Source organism: Nocardiopsis akebiae (assembly GCF_018316795.1).
Taxonomy (GTDB): Bacteria; Actinomycetota; Actinomycetes; order Streptosporangiales; family Streptosporangiaceae; genus Nocardiopsis; species Nocardiopsis dassonvillei.
Genome location: NZ_CP074132.1, coordinates 5,505,043 through 5,521,195, shown reverse-complemented (window position 1 = coordinate 5,521,195; position 16,153 = coordinate 5,505,043). Strand labels below are relative to the sequence as shown.

The 16,153-nt window shown below is 72.2% G+C and carries 15 protein-coding genes; 6 read left to right on the top strand and 9 right to left on the bottom strand.

Features of this window, described 5'->3' with window-relative positions; genetic code table 11:
* Positions 1-163 precede the first annotated feature (163 nt).
* Both KGD83_RS23515 and KGD83_RS23510 read left to right on the top strand, forming a co-directional pair.
* A complete protein-coding gene (locus tag KGD83_RS23515) occupies positions 164-406 on the top strand; it encodes a hypothetical protein (RefSeq protein ID WP_212641208.1) in 243 nt (80 codons plus the stop codon).
* A 122-nt stretch (positions 407-528) separates the two neighbouring features.
* Positions 529-819, top strand: coding sequence for an Atu4866 domain-containing protein (locus KGD83_RS23510; protein ID WP_249352010.1), 291 nt, complete (start codon positions 529-531; stop codon positions 817-819).
* A 93-nt stretch (positions 820-912) separates the two neighbouring features.
* Here KGD83_RS23510 and KGD83_RS23505 read toward each other — a convergent pair whose 3' ends face one another.
* Together KGD83_RS23505 and KGD83_RS23500 are read right to left on the bottom strand one after the other, a co-directional pair.
* On the bottom strand, positions 913-2,142 hold the full coding sequence (locus KGD83_RS23505; protein ID WP_212641207.1) for a serine hydrolase domain-containing protein: 1,230 nt from the start codon (positions 2,140-2,142) through the stop codon (positions 913-915).
* Between the two features lie 44 nt (positions 2,143-2,186).
* Positions 2,187-2,852, bottom strand: coding sequence for a DUF4097 family beta strand repeat-containing protein (locus KGD83_RS23500; protein WP_212641206.1), 666 nt, complete (start codon positions 2,850-2,852; stop codon positions 2,187-2,189).
* A 244-nt stretch (positions 2,853-3,096) separates the two neighbouring features.
* On the opposite strand from KGD83_RS23500, the gene KGD83_RS23495 reads away from it, so the two are divergent.
* On the top strand, positions 3,097-3,852 hold the full coding sequence (locus KGD83_RS23495) for a GbsR/MarR family transcriptional regulator (RefSeq protein ID WP_212641205.1): 756 nt from the start codon (positions 3,097-3,099) through the stop codon (positions 3,850-3,852).
* Between the two features lie 207 nt (positions 3,853-4,059).
* Here the strand turns inward: KGD83_RS23495 and KGD83_RS23490 are convergent, their stop codons facing one another.
* The 5 genes from KGD83_RS23490 to KGD83_RS23470 form a co-directional block, all read right to left on the bottom strand.
* The gene (locus KGD83_RS23490) at positions 4,060-4,959 is read right to left on the bottom strand and encodes an alpha/beta fold hydrolase (protein WP_212641204.1); all 900 of its coding nucleotides are present in this window, start codon (positions 4,957-4,959) and stop codon (positions 4,060-4,062) included.
* A 91-nt stretch (positions 4,960-5,050) separates the two neighbouring features.
* Positions 5,051-5,485 (bottom strand): DUF4873 domain-containing protein, encoded by a 435-nt coding sequence (locus tag KGD83_RS23485; RefSeq protein ID WP_212641203.1) that lies wholly within the window; start codon positions 5,483-5,485, stop codon positions 5,051-5,053.
* A complete protein-coding gene (locus KGD83_RS23480; RefSeq protein WP_212641202.1) occupies positions 5,469-7,028 on the bottom strand; it encodes a flavin-containing monooxygenase in 1,560 nt (519 codons plus the stop codon). The genes KGD83_RS23485 and KGD83_RS23480 overlap by 17 nt, the downstream gene beginning before the upstream one ends.
* 367 nt (positions 7,029-7,395) lie before the next feature.
* Positions 7,396-8,307: an AurF N-oxygenase family protein gene (locus KGD83_RS23475; protein ID WP_212641201.1), complete on the bottom strand. Its 912-nt coding sequence runs from the start codon at positions 8,305-8,307 to the stop codon at positions 7,396-7,398.
* A 14-nt stretch (positions 8,308-8,321) separates the two neighbouring features.
* The gene (locus tag KGD83_RS23470) at positions 8,322-9,176 is read right to left on the bottom strand and encodes an SDR family NAD(P)-dependent oxidoreductase (RefSeq protein WP_212641200.1); all 855 of its coding nucleotides are present in this window, start codon (positions 9,174-9,176) and stop codon (positions 8,322-8,324) included.
* A gap of 116 nt (positions 9,177-9,292) precedes the next feature.
* On the opposite strand from KGD83_RS23470, the gene KGD83_RS23465 reads away from it, so the two are divergent.
* Complete coding sequence (locus tag KGD83_RS23465) at positions 9,293-10,102, top strand: MerR family transcriptional regulator (RefSeq protein ID WP_212641199.1); 810 nt, start codon at positions 9,293-9,295, stop codon at positions 10,100-10,102.
* A gap of 660 nt (positions 10,103-10,762) precedes the next feature.
* Here the strand turns inward: KGD83_RS23465 and KGD83_RS23460 are convergent.
* Positions 10,763-11,491, bottom strand: a complete 729-nt coding sequence (locus tag KGD83_RS23460; protein ID WP_212641198.1) for a hypothetical protein — start codon at positions 11,489-11,491, stop codon at positions 10,763-10,765.
* A gap of 265 nt (positions 11,492-11,756) precedes the next feature.
* Positions 11,757-13,709, bottom strand: a complete 1,953-nt coding sequence (locus tag KGD83_RS23455; RefSeq protein WP_275956927.1) for a GMC oxidoreductase — start codon at positions 13,707-13,709, stop codon at positions 11,757-11,759.
* Positions 13,710-13,923: 214 nt separating this feature from the next.
* Between KGD83_RS23455 and KGD83_RS23450 the strand changes: the two genes are divergently transcribed.
* Positions 13,924-14,580 (top strand): DUF6230 family protein, encoded by a 657-nt coding sequence (locus KGD83_RS23450; protein ID WP_212644574.1) that lies wholly within the window; start codon positions 13,924-13,926, stop codon positions 14,578-14,580.
* Between the two features lie 4 nt (positions 14,581-14,584).
* Entirely contained in the window at positions 14,585-16,099 is a 1,515-nt protein-coding gene (locus KGD83_RS23445; protein ID WP_212641197.1) for a DUF6114 domain-containing protein, read from the top strand.
* Positions 16,100-16,153: the final 54 nt, after the last annotated feature.

The following is a 16,153-nucleotide window of genomic DNA, read 5'->3' as shown; positions in this document are numbered from 1 at the left end:
TCTTGGCACGAAGCGATTCGGCGCAGTTCCGATTCAGGGGACCTCGATCGCTGTCCTGTGAATTATCGGGAAGCGAGGCGCTGAGGTCTCCCGCTGTTCGATGGCGCATTTCGCTTGGTTGCACGGGCCGCTGCCAGTTCGTATAGCAGCAGAGTGAGGTTTTATGAAGTCGTGGCGCTCTCTTGCCGCCGCCGGTTTCGTCGCAGGCGCTGCCGCGATCGTTCTTCCGCTGACCGCGGGAACCGCGTCCGCCGCGGAGGACGATTGGAACGTAGTCGGCGGCGCACCCGGTTCGATGGACGAATGCGTCGCCGAGGCCAAGGAGTACCTGGCTGAGCCGTACGTGGACTACACCGAGTGGAAGTGCGAAACCAGTGATGGCTCCTGGACGCTCTTCGCGCGCTAGCCGCGCCGGTTCGTGAGCAGCCGGTCTCTCGTGAAAGCCTCTGCCGCGATGCGCCTTCGCGGCAGAGGCTTCTCGTTTCCTCCGGTACTTCCCGGGCACCCGCGCGGGGAGCGCCGTCGGCGGTGGACCCCCGGAGCGAGCCGCTGTCCGAGTGGTTCCAGGGGCCGGCGCGGACACCGGCGGACAGTCCGTACCCGGGGATGCGGATCGACGAGACGGGCCTCATCCGCCGGGGACCGACCGCGGACGGCCGCTACGACGAGACGCGCGGCGGACGCCCCCACGCCTGCCAGGGGTCGTTCTGGATCGAGGGGGACCACATCGTCTACCGCGACGACCTGGGCCTTTGGGCCTACGGCCGCTTCGCCGACGATGTGCTGCGCCACGCGGGCTACGTCTTCCGCCGCCGGTGAGCGCACCCGCCGGACACGGGCCTCCCCCGCGGGGCAGCGGGGAGAGGCCGTGTACCGCCCACCGGCGGGGCCGTCGCCGCGACGGCCCCGGCCTCAGTCGTCGATCGCCTGGTAGAGCGTGGTCCAGAAGTCGTGGATCAGCCGCGCCGAGTCCGGGACGGACATCCCGACCTGGGTGAGCACGATTCCGGTCAGCCGGTTCTCCGGGTCGGCGTAGGCCGAGGTGCCGGCTCCGCCGTCCCAGCCGAACTGGCCGACGGGCGCGTAGTCACCGCGGTGGGTCCGCACCGCCATCCCGAAACCCCAGCCGCCGTGCTGCCCCTGGCCGAACGACACGTGGACGTTCTCGGTGGCCATGGTGTTGCGAGCGGCCCGCTGATCGGGTGTGAGGCGGTTGGTGGTCATCAGCTGGACGGCGGGCCGGGACAGGATCCGCTCGCTTCCGTGCATCCCCTGGTTCAGCAGCATCCGGAAGTAGGCGTGGTAGTCGTCCACGGTGGAGACCAGCCCGCCGCCACCGCCCTGGAACGCCGGAGGCCGGCTGTGCCGTCCCCCCTCGGCCGGGTCCCACACGTGGAACTCCCCGGTCTGCGGGTCGGGGGCGTACAGGGGCGGCAGCCGGTCCATCCCGTCGGCGGGCACGTGGAAACCGGTGTCCCCCATGCCCAGGGGCTCGAAGACGCGTTCGCGCAGGAACGCCTCGAACGACTGCCCCGTGACCCTGGAGACGAGCACACCGAGCAGGTCGCTGCTGATGTGGTACTGCCACTGCTCGCCGGGCTGGTGCATCAGCGGAAGCGTGCCCAGGCGGCGCGTCCACTCGTCCGGCCCGGGCATCGGCTCCGGCAGGTCGGGCGTGAGCCCCTGCTCGAAGACCGCGTTCATGATCGGGGTGCCCAGCGCACTCCGGTCGATGCCGAGCCCGAACGTGGAGGTCAGCACGTCCCGTACGGTGATCGGCCGCCGCGCCGGCACGGTGTCGTCCAACGGGCCGTCGATCCGCCTCAGCACCCGCCGGTCGGCGAGTTCGGGCAGCCACTGTTCCACCAGGTCGTCCAGCCGCAGCCTGCACTCGTCGAGCAGGACCATCGCCGCGGCCATCGAGACCGGCTTGGACGTCGAGGCCATCCGGAAGATCGTGTCCCGGCGCATCGGCGCGCCGCCGTCGTGGCGCATCGTCCCGAGCGCTTCGACGTGCGTCCCACCGCCCCGGCCGACCAGGGCGACGAGTCCGGGAATCCTCCCGCCCTCGACATGGCGTGCCAGCACGTCGCGCATCCTGTGCAGCCCCGCCTTGGAGAAGCGGCCGTTGTCGTTTTCCATCGTGGATCTCCGTAAGTCGTCAGCTGGTCGGGGGATACGGCTGTTCAGAGGCTGCGGGCGGTGATGTCGCCGTAGGAGGTGGTGGCGTGGATGTCGAGGGTGGCGGCGCCGTCGTTCCTGAGGGCGTTGCGGACGCGGCCGTAGGGGGTGCCCGCGTTCAGGGCGGCGGAGGTGCCGGGGGCGGCGCTGACGGTGATGTCGCCGGATCCGGTGCGCAGTTCGACGGTGCCGTGGACGGCCTGGGCGATGTCGATGCCGCCCTTGTGGACACTGATCTGTGCGGGGCCGTTCAGGCGGCCGATGGTGATGTCGCCGTCCAGGAGGGTGATGCGGGCGTTGGTGGTCTCGTCGAGCTTGACGGGGCCCTGGGCGGCTTCGACGGTGACGTTTCCGAGGCGGCCGACGCCGCGCAGTTCGGCCCTGGCGGCCTTGGCCCTGAGGTGGGAGCCGCTGGGCAGCTGGACGGTGACCTCGATGGAGCCCGAGGGGCCGAAGGCCTGGTACTTGGGAGCGGGGGCCTGGATGCGCAGGACTCCGTCCTCGTAGGCGACTGCGGTCTTCTGGGCGGCCTTGACGTCGCGGTTCTCTGCGGGGTTGGCGGGTCGGATCCGGACGGTGGTGTCGTCGCGGTCGGCGGCGATGAGCTGGATGCGTGCGGCGGGGACGTCCAGGACGGTGGTGACGGGGCCGGGGGTGGGGAGGGTGTGCATCGTGTTTCTCCTTCTTCTTCAGCGGCGCTGGCGCGGCCCGCTGTTTCTGATGTTGGAAAAGCTACGTTGCATTCATCATTATGGCAACAGAGGATCCACGAGTGAAATCGATATCAGCAGGCAAGAGGTGGGAAATTGTTGCAATGGTTCTGGGTTTAATGCAATGAGTTCTCCCCAGGGCGTTGCAATGGATGGAAAGTAAACGCTAGGCTGGGCGCACCCACGCACCCTGAAGGAGACCGCGATGCCCGGAGGCAGGCTCACCCAGTCCGAACGCAGACAGATCGAACTGGGACTGACCCGGGGACTGGCCTACGCGCGGATCGCCAAGGACCTGGACCGCCCGACCTCGACCATCACGCGCGAGGTGGCACGCAACGGCGGCCCCGCGGGCTACCGCGCCGACCTGGCACACCGCGCCACCCAGCACCGCACCCGCCGCCGCACCAAGACCGCGACCCGTGCGGCACAGGCGCCCCCGCAGGCCTACGGGCGCGACGCCGAGGCCGTGCGCGAGTACGAGGAGGCGTTCGCCGCCGTCTTCATGCAGTCGGGCCTGCCCAAGATGACGTCCCGGGTCCTGGTCTCCCTCTACACCACCGACACGGGCAGCCTCACCGCGGCCGAACTCGTCCAGCGCCTCCAGGTCAGCCCGGCCTCGGTCTCCAAGGCGATCACGTTCCTGGAGGGCCAGGGCCTGGTGCGCCGCGAACGCGACGAACGCCGACGCGAGCGCTACGTCGTCGACGACGACGTCTGGTACCAGTCGATGCTGGCCAACGCCCGGGCGGAGGCCCACCTCGTCGAAGCCGCACGTCAGGGCGTCCAGGTGCTGGGGCCCGGAACCCCGGCCGCCGTGCGCCTGGAGAACATCGCCCGCTTCGTCGACTTCGTCCGCGAGAGCATCATCCGCGCCTCGGAGCAGGCCCGTGAGGTCCTGCACACCAAACCAGAGGCCGTCCCGGACGCCACCGACGAGCCGTCCCCGGAACCCCGGTAGGCAGCCGCTTCTGCGGTCACGGCCACGTGCGGCCACCTCCCCGGTCCGCCGCCCGGGAACACGCGGTGAGCCCGGCTCACCCGGTGACGCGGGTCCGGGCCGCCCCGTTCCGCGCGGCCCGGCGTGCGTGTTCCCCGCGCCTCCGGGGTCTTCGCACGCCAACGCCCCCGGCGGGGGAACCGGGGGCGTGCGGGTGCGCAGCCGGGGTCAGGCGGCCCGCGTCCGCGGCTCCAGGTGCTCGGCGGCGAGCCCGTCCACCGCCTCGGCCAGGGCCTTCGGGTACTCCAGCGGTCCCATGTGGCCGGCGCCGGGGATCTCCCGCACCTCCCGGCAGTCCTTCAGCAGCGAGGCGATGTGGTGCGCGTGCCAGGGCGGGGTCAGCTTGTCGTCGGTCCCCACCATCACCACCGCGGGCACCGAGATCTGCCGGGCGGTCTCCTCCGCCTCCAGCGTGCAGATCACCCGCCCCCACGCGCCCCGGGACACACCACCGCACGCGTGCACCATCCTCATGCAGAGCCGCACCATGCGCGGATCGGCCCTCCTGCCCATCACCATCGACTTCAGCACCGCCGTGGTGAGGGCGTTGCGCGGACCCAGCGGTACCGGGGCCCTGAGGAAGAGCTGCGCGCCCAGCGCGCCCAGCGGGCCGGGCAGCGGAATCGCGGTCGACCGCATCGGCAGTTCCTTGCACCCGGTGTTGGTGAGCAGCACCGCGGCGGCCCTCTCCCGGAACACCGGGTGCGCGCCGGCCGACATGATGGTCATCCCGCCCATGCTGTGCCCTGCCACCACGGCCTTCTCGCCCTCGGGCACGGTCGCCCCCAGGACCGCGCACAGGTCCTCGGCCAGCTTCCGCGCGCCGTACCCCGCCCTGGTCAGCGGCGCCTGGGTGCGCCCGTGGCCGCGTTGGTCGTAGAGCACCACCCGCAGGGACGGGTCGAGTTCGCGCACCACCGGCCCCCACGAGGCGAGCGAGGTCGCCCAGCAGTGCGCGAGGACCACGGTCGGCCCGTCCTCCGGGCCGCGCACCTCGACGTGCAGCAGTGTGCCGTCGTCGGAGCGGACCCGGAGTTCTCGGACCTGACCCACGTGTCGGGTTGCCATCGGGGATACCTCTCGCTTCGGGGGAAGGCCGCGCCGGAGCCGGAAGGGGCCGCCCCGGGTCGGCGCGGGCCCGGGGCGTGCGCGGACGCGTTCAGTCGTCGGACGCGTCGATGTCCACGTGGGGCACGGCGAAGGGCGGTGAACCCGCCCCGTTGACCGGATGGCCGCCCCACAGGTTGGGTTCGTCCAGAACCCCGGTGCCCTCGAATCCGTCGGGGGTGCGCACCACGACCGTACGCACCCCCTCGCGGAAGGCCTCGGTCACCTCCGGGCTGGGGGACAGCCGCCCCCGCCAACGGTAGTCGCCGGTCAGGGGGGAGAAGTGGCCCGCCAGGTGGGCCCGGACCCGCACGGCGACGCCCTCGTCCGCCGCATCCCCGGCGTCCGCGGCACCTGCCGCACCCTTCGTGCCGGACGACGGCTCCGACGGCTCCGACGGCTCCGACCGCCGCGCGCCGCCGGTCACGGGCAGCACGACCGTCACCGTGCCCCGGTACTCCTCCTCCTCGTCACCGAACCCGCTCATACCGCTTCCCTTCCTGAGCCGCTTCGGCGCGGACCGCGTGCCGCCGGGCGCCACCTCGGGAGCGGTCCACCCGCAGGTCGTAGTTGTGGGGGTCGAACCAGCGCGTGCGCAGCGCGAACTCCCAGGTGAAGGTCGGCCACAGTGTTGTGTTGCGGCCCTGCTCGTTGAGGTACCAGCTGTCGCAGCCCCCGGTCACCCAGACCGTGCCCTCCATGGCCCTGGCGACCATCTCGTTGTAGTCGTGCTGGGCCTTCGGGCGCACGTCCATGCGGTCCAGGCCGTTGCGGCACAGGTACTTCAGCGCCTGCATCGTGTACCGGATCTGGGCCTCGATCATGAACAGCTGCGAGGTGTGGCCCAGCCCGGTGTTGGGCCCCGCCAGCACGAAGGCGTTGGGGAACCCGGCCACGGTGGTGCCGCGGAAGGCCTGCACGTCCGTGCCCCAGTGGTCGGAGAGCGAGCGCCCCTCGGCGTCGAAGATCCGCCGCGCCACGGGCGGGTCGCTCACGTGGAACCCGGTGCCGAGGATGATCGTGTCCACCTCGTGCTCGGTCTCGCGGCCCGAGGCGTCGCGGGTGACCACGGCGCGGGGGCGCACCTCCGAGATGCCGTCGGTGACCACGTCCACGTTGGGCCGGGCCAGCGCCGGATAGTAGTCGTTGGACATCAGGATGCGCTTGCAGCCCGCCCGGAAGTCCGGCGTGAGCTTGGCCCGCAGCTCGGGGTCCTTGACGCCGCGGCGGATGTTGGCCCGGCCCAGCCTCTCCACGACCGAGAGCAGCCTGGGGTTCTTCGCGAAGCCGAGGATGTAGGTCTCCCGGCCCCAGTAGATGCTCTTGCGGGCTATCTGCTGGGTCAGCGGCACGTTGCGGTACAGCCAGCGCTCCAGCCGGGTGATGCCGCGGTCGTGCCGGAACATCACCCACGGGGCCGTGCGCTGGAACAGTGTCAGCCTCCCCGCCGCGGGCTGGATCCTGGGCACGAACTGGATCGCGGACGCCCCGGTCCCGATCACCGCGATCCTGCGGCCTGTGAGGTCGTGGTCGTGGTCCCAGGCCGCCGAGTGGAACATCGTCCCCTCGAAGGTGTCCAGGCCCTTGATGTCGGGATAGGAGGGGTCCGCGAGCGGTCCCGCCGCGCTGACGAGGAACTGGGCGGTGACGGTCCCCCGGCTGGTCTCGATCCGCCACCGGTTGCCCCCGGGCTCCCAGTGCGCGGACCTCATGTCGTGGTCGGTGCGGACGTGCTCCCGAACCCCGTACTCCCCGGCGACCCGCTCCATGTAGTCGTGGATCTCGGGCTGGGGGGAGAAGCTGCGGCTCCAGTGCGGGTTGGGCGCGAAGGAGAACGAGTACAGGTGGGAGGGGACGTCGCAGGCGGCGCCCGGGTAGGAGTTGTCGCGCCAGGTGCCGCCGACCCCGCCGGCGCGTTCCAGAACCACGAAGTCCTTCAGACCGGCCTGCTTGAGGCGGACGGCCATCCCGATCCCGGCGAAGCCGGAGCCGATGACGGCCACCCGGAAGTGGGGTGGTGCTTCGGTCACGTCTTGGTCCCTTCGTGCGGACCGGCCCGGACGTGTCGCCGTCCGGATCGGCGGGTGTGTCCCCCCGGGGGCGCGGCGCGTTTCGCCCCCGGGGGAGTTGCCACCCCGTGAGGCGCGGCGTGTTCCGCCTCCGGGGAGAGGGCTCCCGGGGACGTGGCGCGTCTCGCCCCCGGGAGGCTGGTCCACCGCCGGAGGACGCGGCGCGTTTCGTCCTCCGGCGATGGGGTCTGGGGACCGCAGGCCGCGGTGCTTCCGGACCGGAGTCCGCGGCCTGCGGGTTCGGGGGAGGACGGGGAGCGGGCCCGTTCCCCCGAGGCGGCCCGGCCGCGGGGTGCCGACAGGAGAGGCGTCCGGAGCCGGGGAGGGGTCAGCCGAGCAGTCCGGCCCTCTTCCAGAAGTAGCGGCCCAGGCCGGTGATGGCTCCGGCGGTGTCGAGGGTGCTCACGACCTTGCGGGCGGCCCAGGTCTTGGTGCCGATCCAGTGGGGGTTGTTCCGGGCGACCCGGGAGGCCTCGCGGGGGTCGAGTCCGACCTGCGCGTACACCTTGGGGTTGATCAGCCGGGTGGCCGAGTAGTAGGTGACCAGGCCGAGGATGATCCGGCTGTAGGCCCGGTTGAGCGGGCCGCGCGTGGCCCAGTCGCGCTGGAACTCCTCGCGGGCGTAGCGCATGTGCCGCGCCTCCTCCACCACGTGGATGCGCGAGACCGAGCGCACCAGCGGCAGGATCTGCTCGTCGGGCACCGCCTCGCGCTGGAGCTGGTCCAGGACCTCCTCGACGAACAGCGCCCCGGCGAAGATCAGCGGGCCGTGCGCGATGGTCTTGAAGAGGTTGCCGAGGTGGAAGGCGACGGGGTCGAGCTTGTGCGTCCGCCAGCCGAGCTTGCCCACCATCTTGGCGAACATCACGGTGTGGCGGCACTCGTCGGCGATCTCGGTGTAGGCGTACTGGACGTGGTTGGTGCTGGGGTCGTGGTGGTAGGCGTGGCGGACCAGCATCTGCATGAGGATGGTCTCGAACCAGATGCCGATGGTGGCGACGCTGGCGATCTCCAGCCGGGAGAGCTCCTTGCGCTGCTCCTCGGTGAGCCGGTCCCACAGGTAGGTGCCGTACAGCGACAGGCGCTCGGGGCGGATCGCCCACATGTCCTTGTCCACGGGGGCGTCCCAGTCGATCTCGACGAGGGGGTCGAAGGAGGCCTTGGCCGAGCCGCGCAGCAGGCGCTTGGCGATGTCCTCGCGGTCGGTGATCTTGGGCTTGGCGGTGATCTCAGCGGTCATCTGTTCGTTCCTCCTCAGGACGCGTCCGGCCGGACCAGGGGGTTGGCGTGCCGCGAGTGGAGTCCCCGGGCGATCTCCGCCTCCCCGAAGGCGCCGTCCGACAGGAGCAGGCCCACCTGGAGCGACACGATCTGTTCGGTGGTGCCGGGGAAGTGCCGGAACAGGTGGAGCCCGGCGGTGCCGAGCGCGGTGGAGGCGGTGTCGCGGCGGGCGTACCTGGCCCCGGCCGCGCGGACCACCGCCATGACGGTGTCGCGTTCGCTCTCGGCGGGGACGAGGCCGTCGAGGGCCACTCCGGTGGCCCGGGAGCTGTTGTGGATCGGGGTGTCGACGTAGCCGGGGTGGACGGTGGTGACGCCGATGTGCGAGCCGTACTCGGCGCGCAGGCAGTCGGCGTAGGCGGTCAGCGCCCTCTTGGAGACCGTGTAGGCCCCGGCGAAGGGCAGCGACAGGTTGGCCAGGAGCGAGGCGGTGACGAGGACGCGTCCCCTGCTGCGCAGCAGCGCGGGCATCGCGGCCGCGGTGACCCGCCAGGTGCCCAGCAGGTTGACCTCCAGCGCCTGGTGGACGTGGACGTCCGGGGCCCGGCCGATGTCCACGGCCGGTCCGACGCCCGCGTAGTGGATCAGCAGGTCCAGGCGGCCGTCGAGCCGGTCCAGGGCCTCGGCGACGCCCTCGCGCACCTGCGCGTCGTCGGTGATGTCGCAGCCGACGACTCCGGGGGCGGGCTTGCGGTCGATGCCGACCACGTTCACGCCGAGGTGGCGGAGGACGGCCACCGTGGCACTGCCGAAAGCGCCGGAGGCGCCGGTGACGAGGGCGTTCTGGCCGGGTAGTCGTCGCAGGTGACGCGGCAGGGGGGTCCTCATGTGATCTCCTCCACAGTTCCTGCCGGAACGTTACAACGGGCATTGTCACAATGCAATGGGGTGGGGCGGGAAATTTACTGACGAGTAAGGTTCACGGTTGTCTCTAGGCTGGACCCATGGCCGAATACCGCATTGACGAACTCGCCCGGCTCGCCGACACGACGGTGCGCAACGTCCGGGTGTACCAGGACCGTGGCCTGCTCGCGCCTCCCCGCCGGGAGGGCCGCGTGGGCATCTACTCCGAGGCGCACCTGGCGCGTCTGCGGCTGATCGGCCAACTGCTCCGGCGCGGCTACACCTTCGCCAACATCGGCGAGATGTTCCGGGTGTGGGAGCGCGGAGGGGACCTCTCCGACATCCTGGGCTTCGAGTCGGCCATAGGGGACGCCTGGAGCGACGAGATCCCCGGCTATCTGACCATGGGCGACCTGCGCGAACTCTTCGGCCACGGCGTCACGCCCCGCACGGTGAAGCGCTCCCTGGACCTGGGCGTGCTCGAACGCGACGGGCTGCGCTTCCGGGTGCCCAGCCCGCGGCTGCTGCACGCCGGGGTCGAACTGGTGAAGCTGGGCATGACGGTGGACTCGGTGCTCGACATAGCGGAGAACCTGCGCGACAAGGTCGGCCACGTCGCCGAGCACATGGTCCGCCTGGTCGCCGACCACATCATCGCCGAGTACGCGCCCGGCACGGTGGTCCGCAGCGAGGAGACCGCCGAGATGGCCGAGCTGATCCGCCGGGTGCGCCCGCTCGCGCAGCAGGCCGTGGACGCGGTGCTGGCGCAGGCGATGGCGGAGAACCTCACCAACGTCATGGGGGAGCACTTCGCCCTGGCGATGGAGTACCTGGAAAAGGACGGCGCGGACAAGGAAGCCGTGGGCGGTCAGCGCGGCGGGGGGCCCGAGGGCGTGGCGGGGTCCGCCTGAGGGCCCTCGGTCCGCTCGTCGGCCTTCGCGCCCCGCGGACGCCGGGTGCGTGTGCGACTGCAGCGCGCGAGCGCGTTCGCGGGCCGGCTACCTGCCCGAGCGCCGGGTGTGTCGACGGCCCCACCGCGCGGGCGCGCTTCCACAGGCCGAGGCGTGCTCTGGCGGACGCCGGGCGGGCGGGGGACGCCGGGAACCGGGAGCGGTACGCCCGCCCGGAGGCGGCACCCGGCGCCCCCGGGACCCGGCCCAGGGCGTGGATGACGGATCTTGGGTTCCGGGACGGTCGGGTCGTGCGCCTAGCCGGATGAGGATGTCCGCGATCCCGCCTGTCGGGTAGGTCGTGGCGGGTTCGTCGTCACGCGCCGACCATGCCCGGTACTGCTTGCGCCGGTTCGTCAGCGGCTCCACCCGGTCGCGTCGGCGGTGGGACTGCCGGTCGAAGCCGGGCGGCCTGCCGCCGGTCGAGCCCCGTCTGCGGCGGTCGGCCTTCTGGCCCTCGCGCTCGGGGAGGGCGTGCCGGGTCCGCGTGGTGCGCGGACGGTGCGCCAGGGACCGTGGCGCTCGGGCACCGCGGCGGCGTGCGGGCGGCCCGGGGCGGATCGGAAAGGCGTCCGCCCCGGGCCGCGGGCGGGCATCCGCCTCCCCCGCCCGCCCGCGGTTTCAGGCGGGGGTGATCCCCTCCACGATGCGCAGGACCTCCTCGGGGTCGCCCTCGGCGGTCGGGTCCTCGCTCGCCTCCACTTCCTCCCAGTAGGCGTCGTCCACGTAGGAGAGCCAGACGATCACGCCCGGCTCGGGGCAGAAGACCGCGGTCGAGCCGTTGTAGTGGCCGTCGCCGCCGGGGAGTTCGCGGGCCGGCGAGTCGGGGAACTCCTCTTCGAGCGTGGAGCCGAGGAGTTCGTAGTAGGCGTCGGCGTCGGCGAGGTCGTCCCGCCGCATGACGGAGACGTACAGGGCGGAGACGGCGACGGCCTCGCGTTCGGGCATCACCTGGTCGTTGTCGTCGATCAGGTAGTCCACCTGGACGGTGTCGGCCAGCCACGAGCGCTCGACCTCGTGCAGGTCGGGGACGACGTGGCCCCGCGCGGCCGCCAGGGCGGTGTGGTCCAGGTCGTAGGGGGTGCCCCCGACGTCGTCGGGCAGGTGACCGACCTCGTAGCCGTTGAGGTCGCCCTCGGCGGGGAAGTACCCCTGGGCCTCCAGGAAGGGCGCGGCCTCCTGCAGGGACAGGTCCTCGGAGGGCGCCTGCCCGTCGGCACCCAGGGGAGGGAGAGCGTCCCGCTCGGTCGCCTCGGCTTGGACGGTTCCGGGTTCGGGTGCGCAGGCGGTGACCGGGAAGCCGAGGAAGGCGAGGGCGCCGAGGGCGAGCATGTGCGGTTTGTTCGTCACGACCCCATCTTCGGCGCGTGCGGCCGCGGGCGCATGAGTACGGCGGCCGGTCCGCACTGAGGTAGTGGCCTCTTGCGCGGAGCCGCACGGCCTGCTAAGGCGTGTCCGGTGGATTTCGAGTCCCGGACCCGTGGTTCCCCATCCGGCCGCGCGCACGGCCCGACAGTCCGGCCCGACAAGATCCACCGAACACGCCCTGGAGCGGCTCCCCGGTACCGCCAGGGCGTTCACCGCCCTGTGGACGAACGACCCCGGGACACCGTCCTCACGTTCGTGCGTCGTCCCCACCGGTCCCGGTCGTCTCGCCGACGGTCACCGCGCCCCCCGACGGCGACTCCGAGTCGACCACCGTGAGCGGGAGAGGGACGGTGAACCGCAGTTCGGCGAAGGCCCCCGCCGGGACCGCCGGGGACGCCGGGAGCACCGGCCCGACCCGCCGGTACCGCTCGCCCTGCTCCGGCCGGGGGTCCTCCCCGCCCCGGTTGGGCCACATCGACATCGCGCGCTCGGCCTGCGCGGTGATGGTCAGCGACGGGTTCACCCCCAGGTTCGCGGTGACCGCCGAGCCGTCCACCACGTGGACGCCCGGGTGTCCGTACAACCGGTGGTAGGGGTCGATGACGCCGGTCTCCGCGCTGTCGCCGATCGGACAGCCGCCCAGGAAGTGCGCGGTCATCGGGACGTTGAACACGTCGCCCACCGTGCCCCCGGGAAAGCCGTCGATGCGTTCGGCCAGCCGGGTGGCCGCGTCCTGCCCGGCCGGGATCCACGTCGGGTTCGGCTCGCCGTGGCCCTGCCGGGAGGTCAGCCTCCCCCTCCCGCCCAGCGGCCCCCGCAGCACCGACGTCGTCAGCGAGTTGTCCAGCGACTGCATCACCAGGCCGATGATGGTCCGCTCCGACCAGCGGCGGGCGGAGAGGCTGCGGGCGAACACCACGGGGTGGCGCGCCGCCAGGCCCAGGAACCGCAGCCAGCGCGGGATCCGCCCGCCGCCGGGCACCTGCATCGCGGTGAGCAGCGCCATCGCGTTGGAGCCCTTGCCGTAGCGGACCGGTTCGATGTGGGTGTTCTCGTCCGGGTGGATCGAGGACGTGATGGCCACGCCCCGGGTCAGGTCCTCCTGCGGCCGGACCCGGCGGGTCATCGCGCCGACGAGCGCCTCGGAGTTGGTGCGGGTGAGCGTGCCCAGCCTCGCCGACAGTCGGGGCAGCGCGCCCGAGTCGCGCATGCGGTGCAGCAGCGTCTGGGTGTTGTAGGTCCCGGCGGCCACGACCACCTGGCGGGCGGTGAACGTGCGGGCGTCCGACCGCCGCCGGGGCGCGTCGGTCCTGACCGTGTCGGCGGCGAAGCCCCCGCCCGGCAGTTCGCGCAGCCGCTCGACGGTGGTCAGCGGGTGCACCTCGGCGCCGTCGCGCTCGGCGAAGTACAGGTAGTTCTCGGTCAGGGTGTTCTTGGCGCCGTGGCGGCATCCGGTCATGCACTCCCCGCACTCCGTGCAGGCCCGCCGGTCGGGGCCCGCCCCGCCGAAGTAGGGGTCGCCCACGGACGCGCCGGGCTCGGCCCGGGCGCCGTCGCCGTCCCGCCCGTCGCCGAAGCAGACGCCCACCGGGGTGAGGCGGAAGGTGTGCCCCACGCCCATGTCCTCGGCGACCGCCTTCATGTGCACGTCGGAGGGGGTGACGGTGGGGTTGGTGCGCACACCGAGCATGCGGCGGGCCTGGTCGTAGAACGGCGCCAGCTCCGACTTCCAGTCGGTGATGTGCCGCCACTGCGGGTCCTCGAAGAACGGGTCCAGCGGGTGGTACAGGGTGTTGGCGTAGTTGAGGGAACCGCCGCCGACGCCGGCGCCCGCCAGGATCACCACGTCGCGCAGCAGGTGGATGCGCTGGATGCCGTACATGCCGAGCTTGGGCGCCCACAGGAAGTTGCGGACGTCCCAGGACGAGGAGGGCAGCGTCTGGGGCGTGAAGCGGCGTCCCGCCTCCAGGACGCCGACGCGGTAGCCCTTCTCGGTGAGGCGCAGGGCGCTCACCGAACCGCCGAACCCCGAGCCCACGACCAGGACGTCGTAGTCGAAGCGGTCGGCGCGGTCACCGGCCGGGGACCCGGTCTCGGCCCTGGTCCCGGTCGGGGTTTCGGCGGCGGTTGGGGAGGTGGAGGCGGAGGAGCTGGTGGTGACGGTGGTGGCGGTGGGGTCTGTGCTGCGCTCTGGGGGCACGGTGGGTCTCTCTCCAGGTCAGTCGCGGTCTCCCGTAGTGCGCCGGATACGGGTCCGCAACATTGAATGCGCCATCTAGAAATGTGACAACAACTATTGTAATGTTCGTCACTACCGCCGAGTAGGGTGTGTTCCATGTAACACACGTGGCGTGCCTCGGCGCAAGTTCGGCTCCCCCTCGCCGCTCACGGGCGGCGGAACACTGGAGGTACTCATGCCCAAGGCTTCCGGCGAGGCGTCCGAGGCGTCCGAGGCGCCTCAGGAAGCGCCCGAGCAGTACGAAGCCGGTGGCGGAACGCGCTGGCGCAGGTTCGCCCTCGTGGCCGTTCCCGGGCTCGCGGCCGCCGCGGTCCTCGGAGGCATGACCACCCAGGGCCTGCTCGCCGCCTCCTTCGCGGTGTCCGGTGACAGTTTCAAGATGTCCGCCGACCAGCTCGTCGGCACCGGCTTCACCCAGTACGGCGACGCCGCCACCTCCGTCGACGGCTCCTCCCGCCCGGTCGGCCTGTCCTCGGTGGGCTCCGCCGAGCTGACCAACCTGTGCATGTCCTCCCTGTGGGACCTGCCCATCGGCCGGGCCACCCTCGTCATCACCGCGGGCGAGTCCTCCCCGGTCGAGGGCACCAACCTCGTCCTGGACATCGAGCAGCTCCAGGGCGACGCCGAGTTCGGCGCCATCGAGATCGGCCGCGACGCCAGCACGCTGGACAGGGCCGAGGGCGGCCAGGGGCCGGCGGGCGGTTTCGGCCTCCAGTCCCAGAACATCACCGTCTCCGACATGCGGTTGACCACATGGGCGGTCACCTCCGGGTCCCTGAAGCTGTCCGGTCTGAGCCTGGCCGTGCGGCCCGGCGAACACGAGTGCTTCTGATCCCATGGCCCACGCACTGATCCTGCTCCGCGGGGGCCGGGCGCGTCTGCGCAACTGGCGGCGCGGACGCCCGTTCTGGGGCGGGCTCCTCCTCGTCATCGCCGGAGTCGAGCTGCTGGTCGCGCCGGCCGCGCAGAGCCTGATCCTGCCCATCGACCTGATCGCCTACACCGGTGTCGCCGGTGTGTCGGGTCCGCTCATCGCGGTGCTGCTGATCACCCTGGGAGCACTGAGCTGGTTCCAGCCCGCGCAGCACCTCTTCTTCGGTGTGGTCGGGCTCATGCTCGGCCTGGTGTCCTTCGTGACCTCCAACTTCGGCGGCTTCGTCATCGGGATGCTGCTCGGCATCGTCGGCGGCTCCCTCGTCTTCGCGTGGGCGCCCCACGTGGACCGTCGCCGAAGGCGCGGCCGGGGAGGCCGCCGGGCCGCGGGCCCCGACGCCGCCGGTCCAGCGACACCCGACACGGGCGTTTCCGGGGCCGTCGGCCCCTGCGGCCCCGAAGCGACCGACGGGGCCGGTGGGCGCGCGGTCGGGGAGGAGCCTCCGGCCGCCGTGTCCGCCGTCCCCGCCGAGAGCGCGCCCGAAGCGGGCCTTCCGGGGCCCCTTCCCGACAGGGACGCCGGTTCCGCGACACCCGGCGGGTCCGTCAGCGAACCCCCGCCTCCGTCCCGGCCGCTGGCCGCGCTCGCCCTGCCCCTGGCACTGGCCGTGACCCTGGCCAGCGCCGCCGCGCCCGCCGACTGGCCCTGGGACTGGTTCCTGCCCCCGGGCGACGAGGAGGAACAGCCCTCGCCTTCCCCCTCCCCCTCGGACGAGCCCTCGGCGAGTCCCACCGACCGGCCCGCCCAGCCGGGCACCGGGCCCGGCGCGGACGAGGGGGGCGGTGCGGACGAACGGCCCGAGGACGAGGAGCCCGAGGAAGAGGAGCCCGAGGAGGCTCCGGAGGAGGACGAACCGGACCGGGAGGCGAACCCGGACGAGTGCGAGATGGGCACCGGCGGGTCCGCCCCGGCCGGGTCCGAGGAGGAGTTCCTGGAAGCCGTCCGCGCCTGCCAGGCGGCCCGGGACGAGGGCGAGCTGCCCGAGGTTCCGGTGGAGGAGGCCTACGACTGCTCCAGCGGCTCGGTCCGCGCCTCCGGCCTGACCGCCGACCGGCTGACGATGAGCGGGGCCCGCTACGACGGCGTGGTGGAGTGCCCCACCCTCGACGGGCCCCGCAGGTACATCCGGCTGACCATGAGCCGGGCCGACTTCGTCAACGCCGAACTGTGGTTCGAGGACGCCGGAACCCGGATGAGCCTGGGCCTGCCCACCATGGTCATGGACGGGTCCGTCCAGATGCACATCACCCGCATGCACGTGCGCATCCTGGGGATCCCGCTCACCTTCACGCCGGACTTCCCGCCCCCGCTGCTGCTGCCGTACATGATCGTCACCGACGTGGACGTGGACGACCCGCTGGCCAGCACCGACATCATGAACATCCCCGACCTCAACGGCCGCTACGGCGGCGCCTGAGCGCGCCGCCGCACGCGGGGGCGGGAGGCGCCGTCTGCGCGCCCCCGCCCCCGC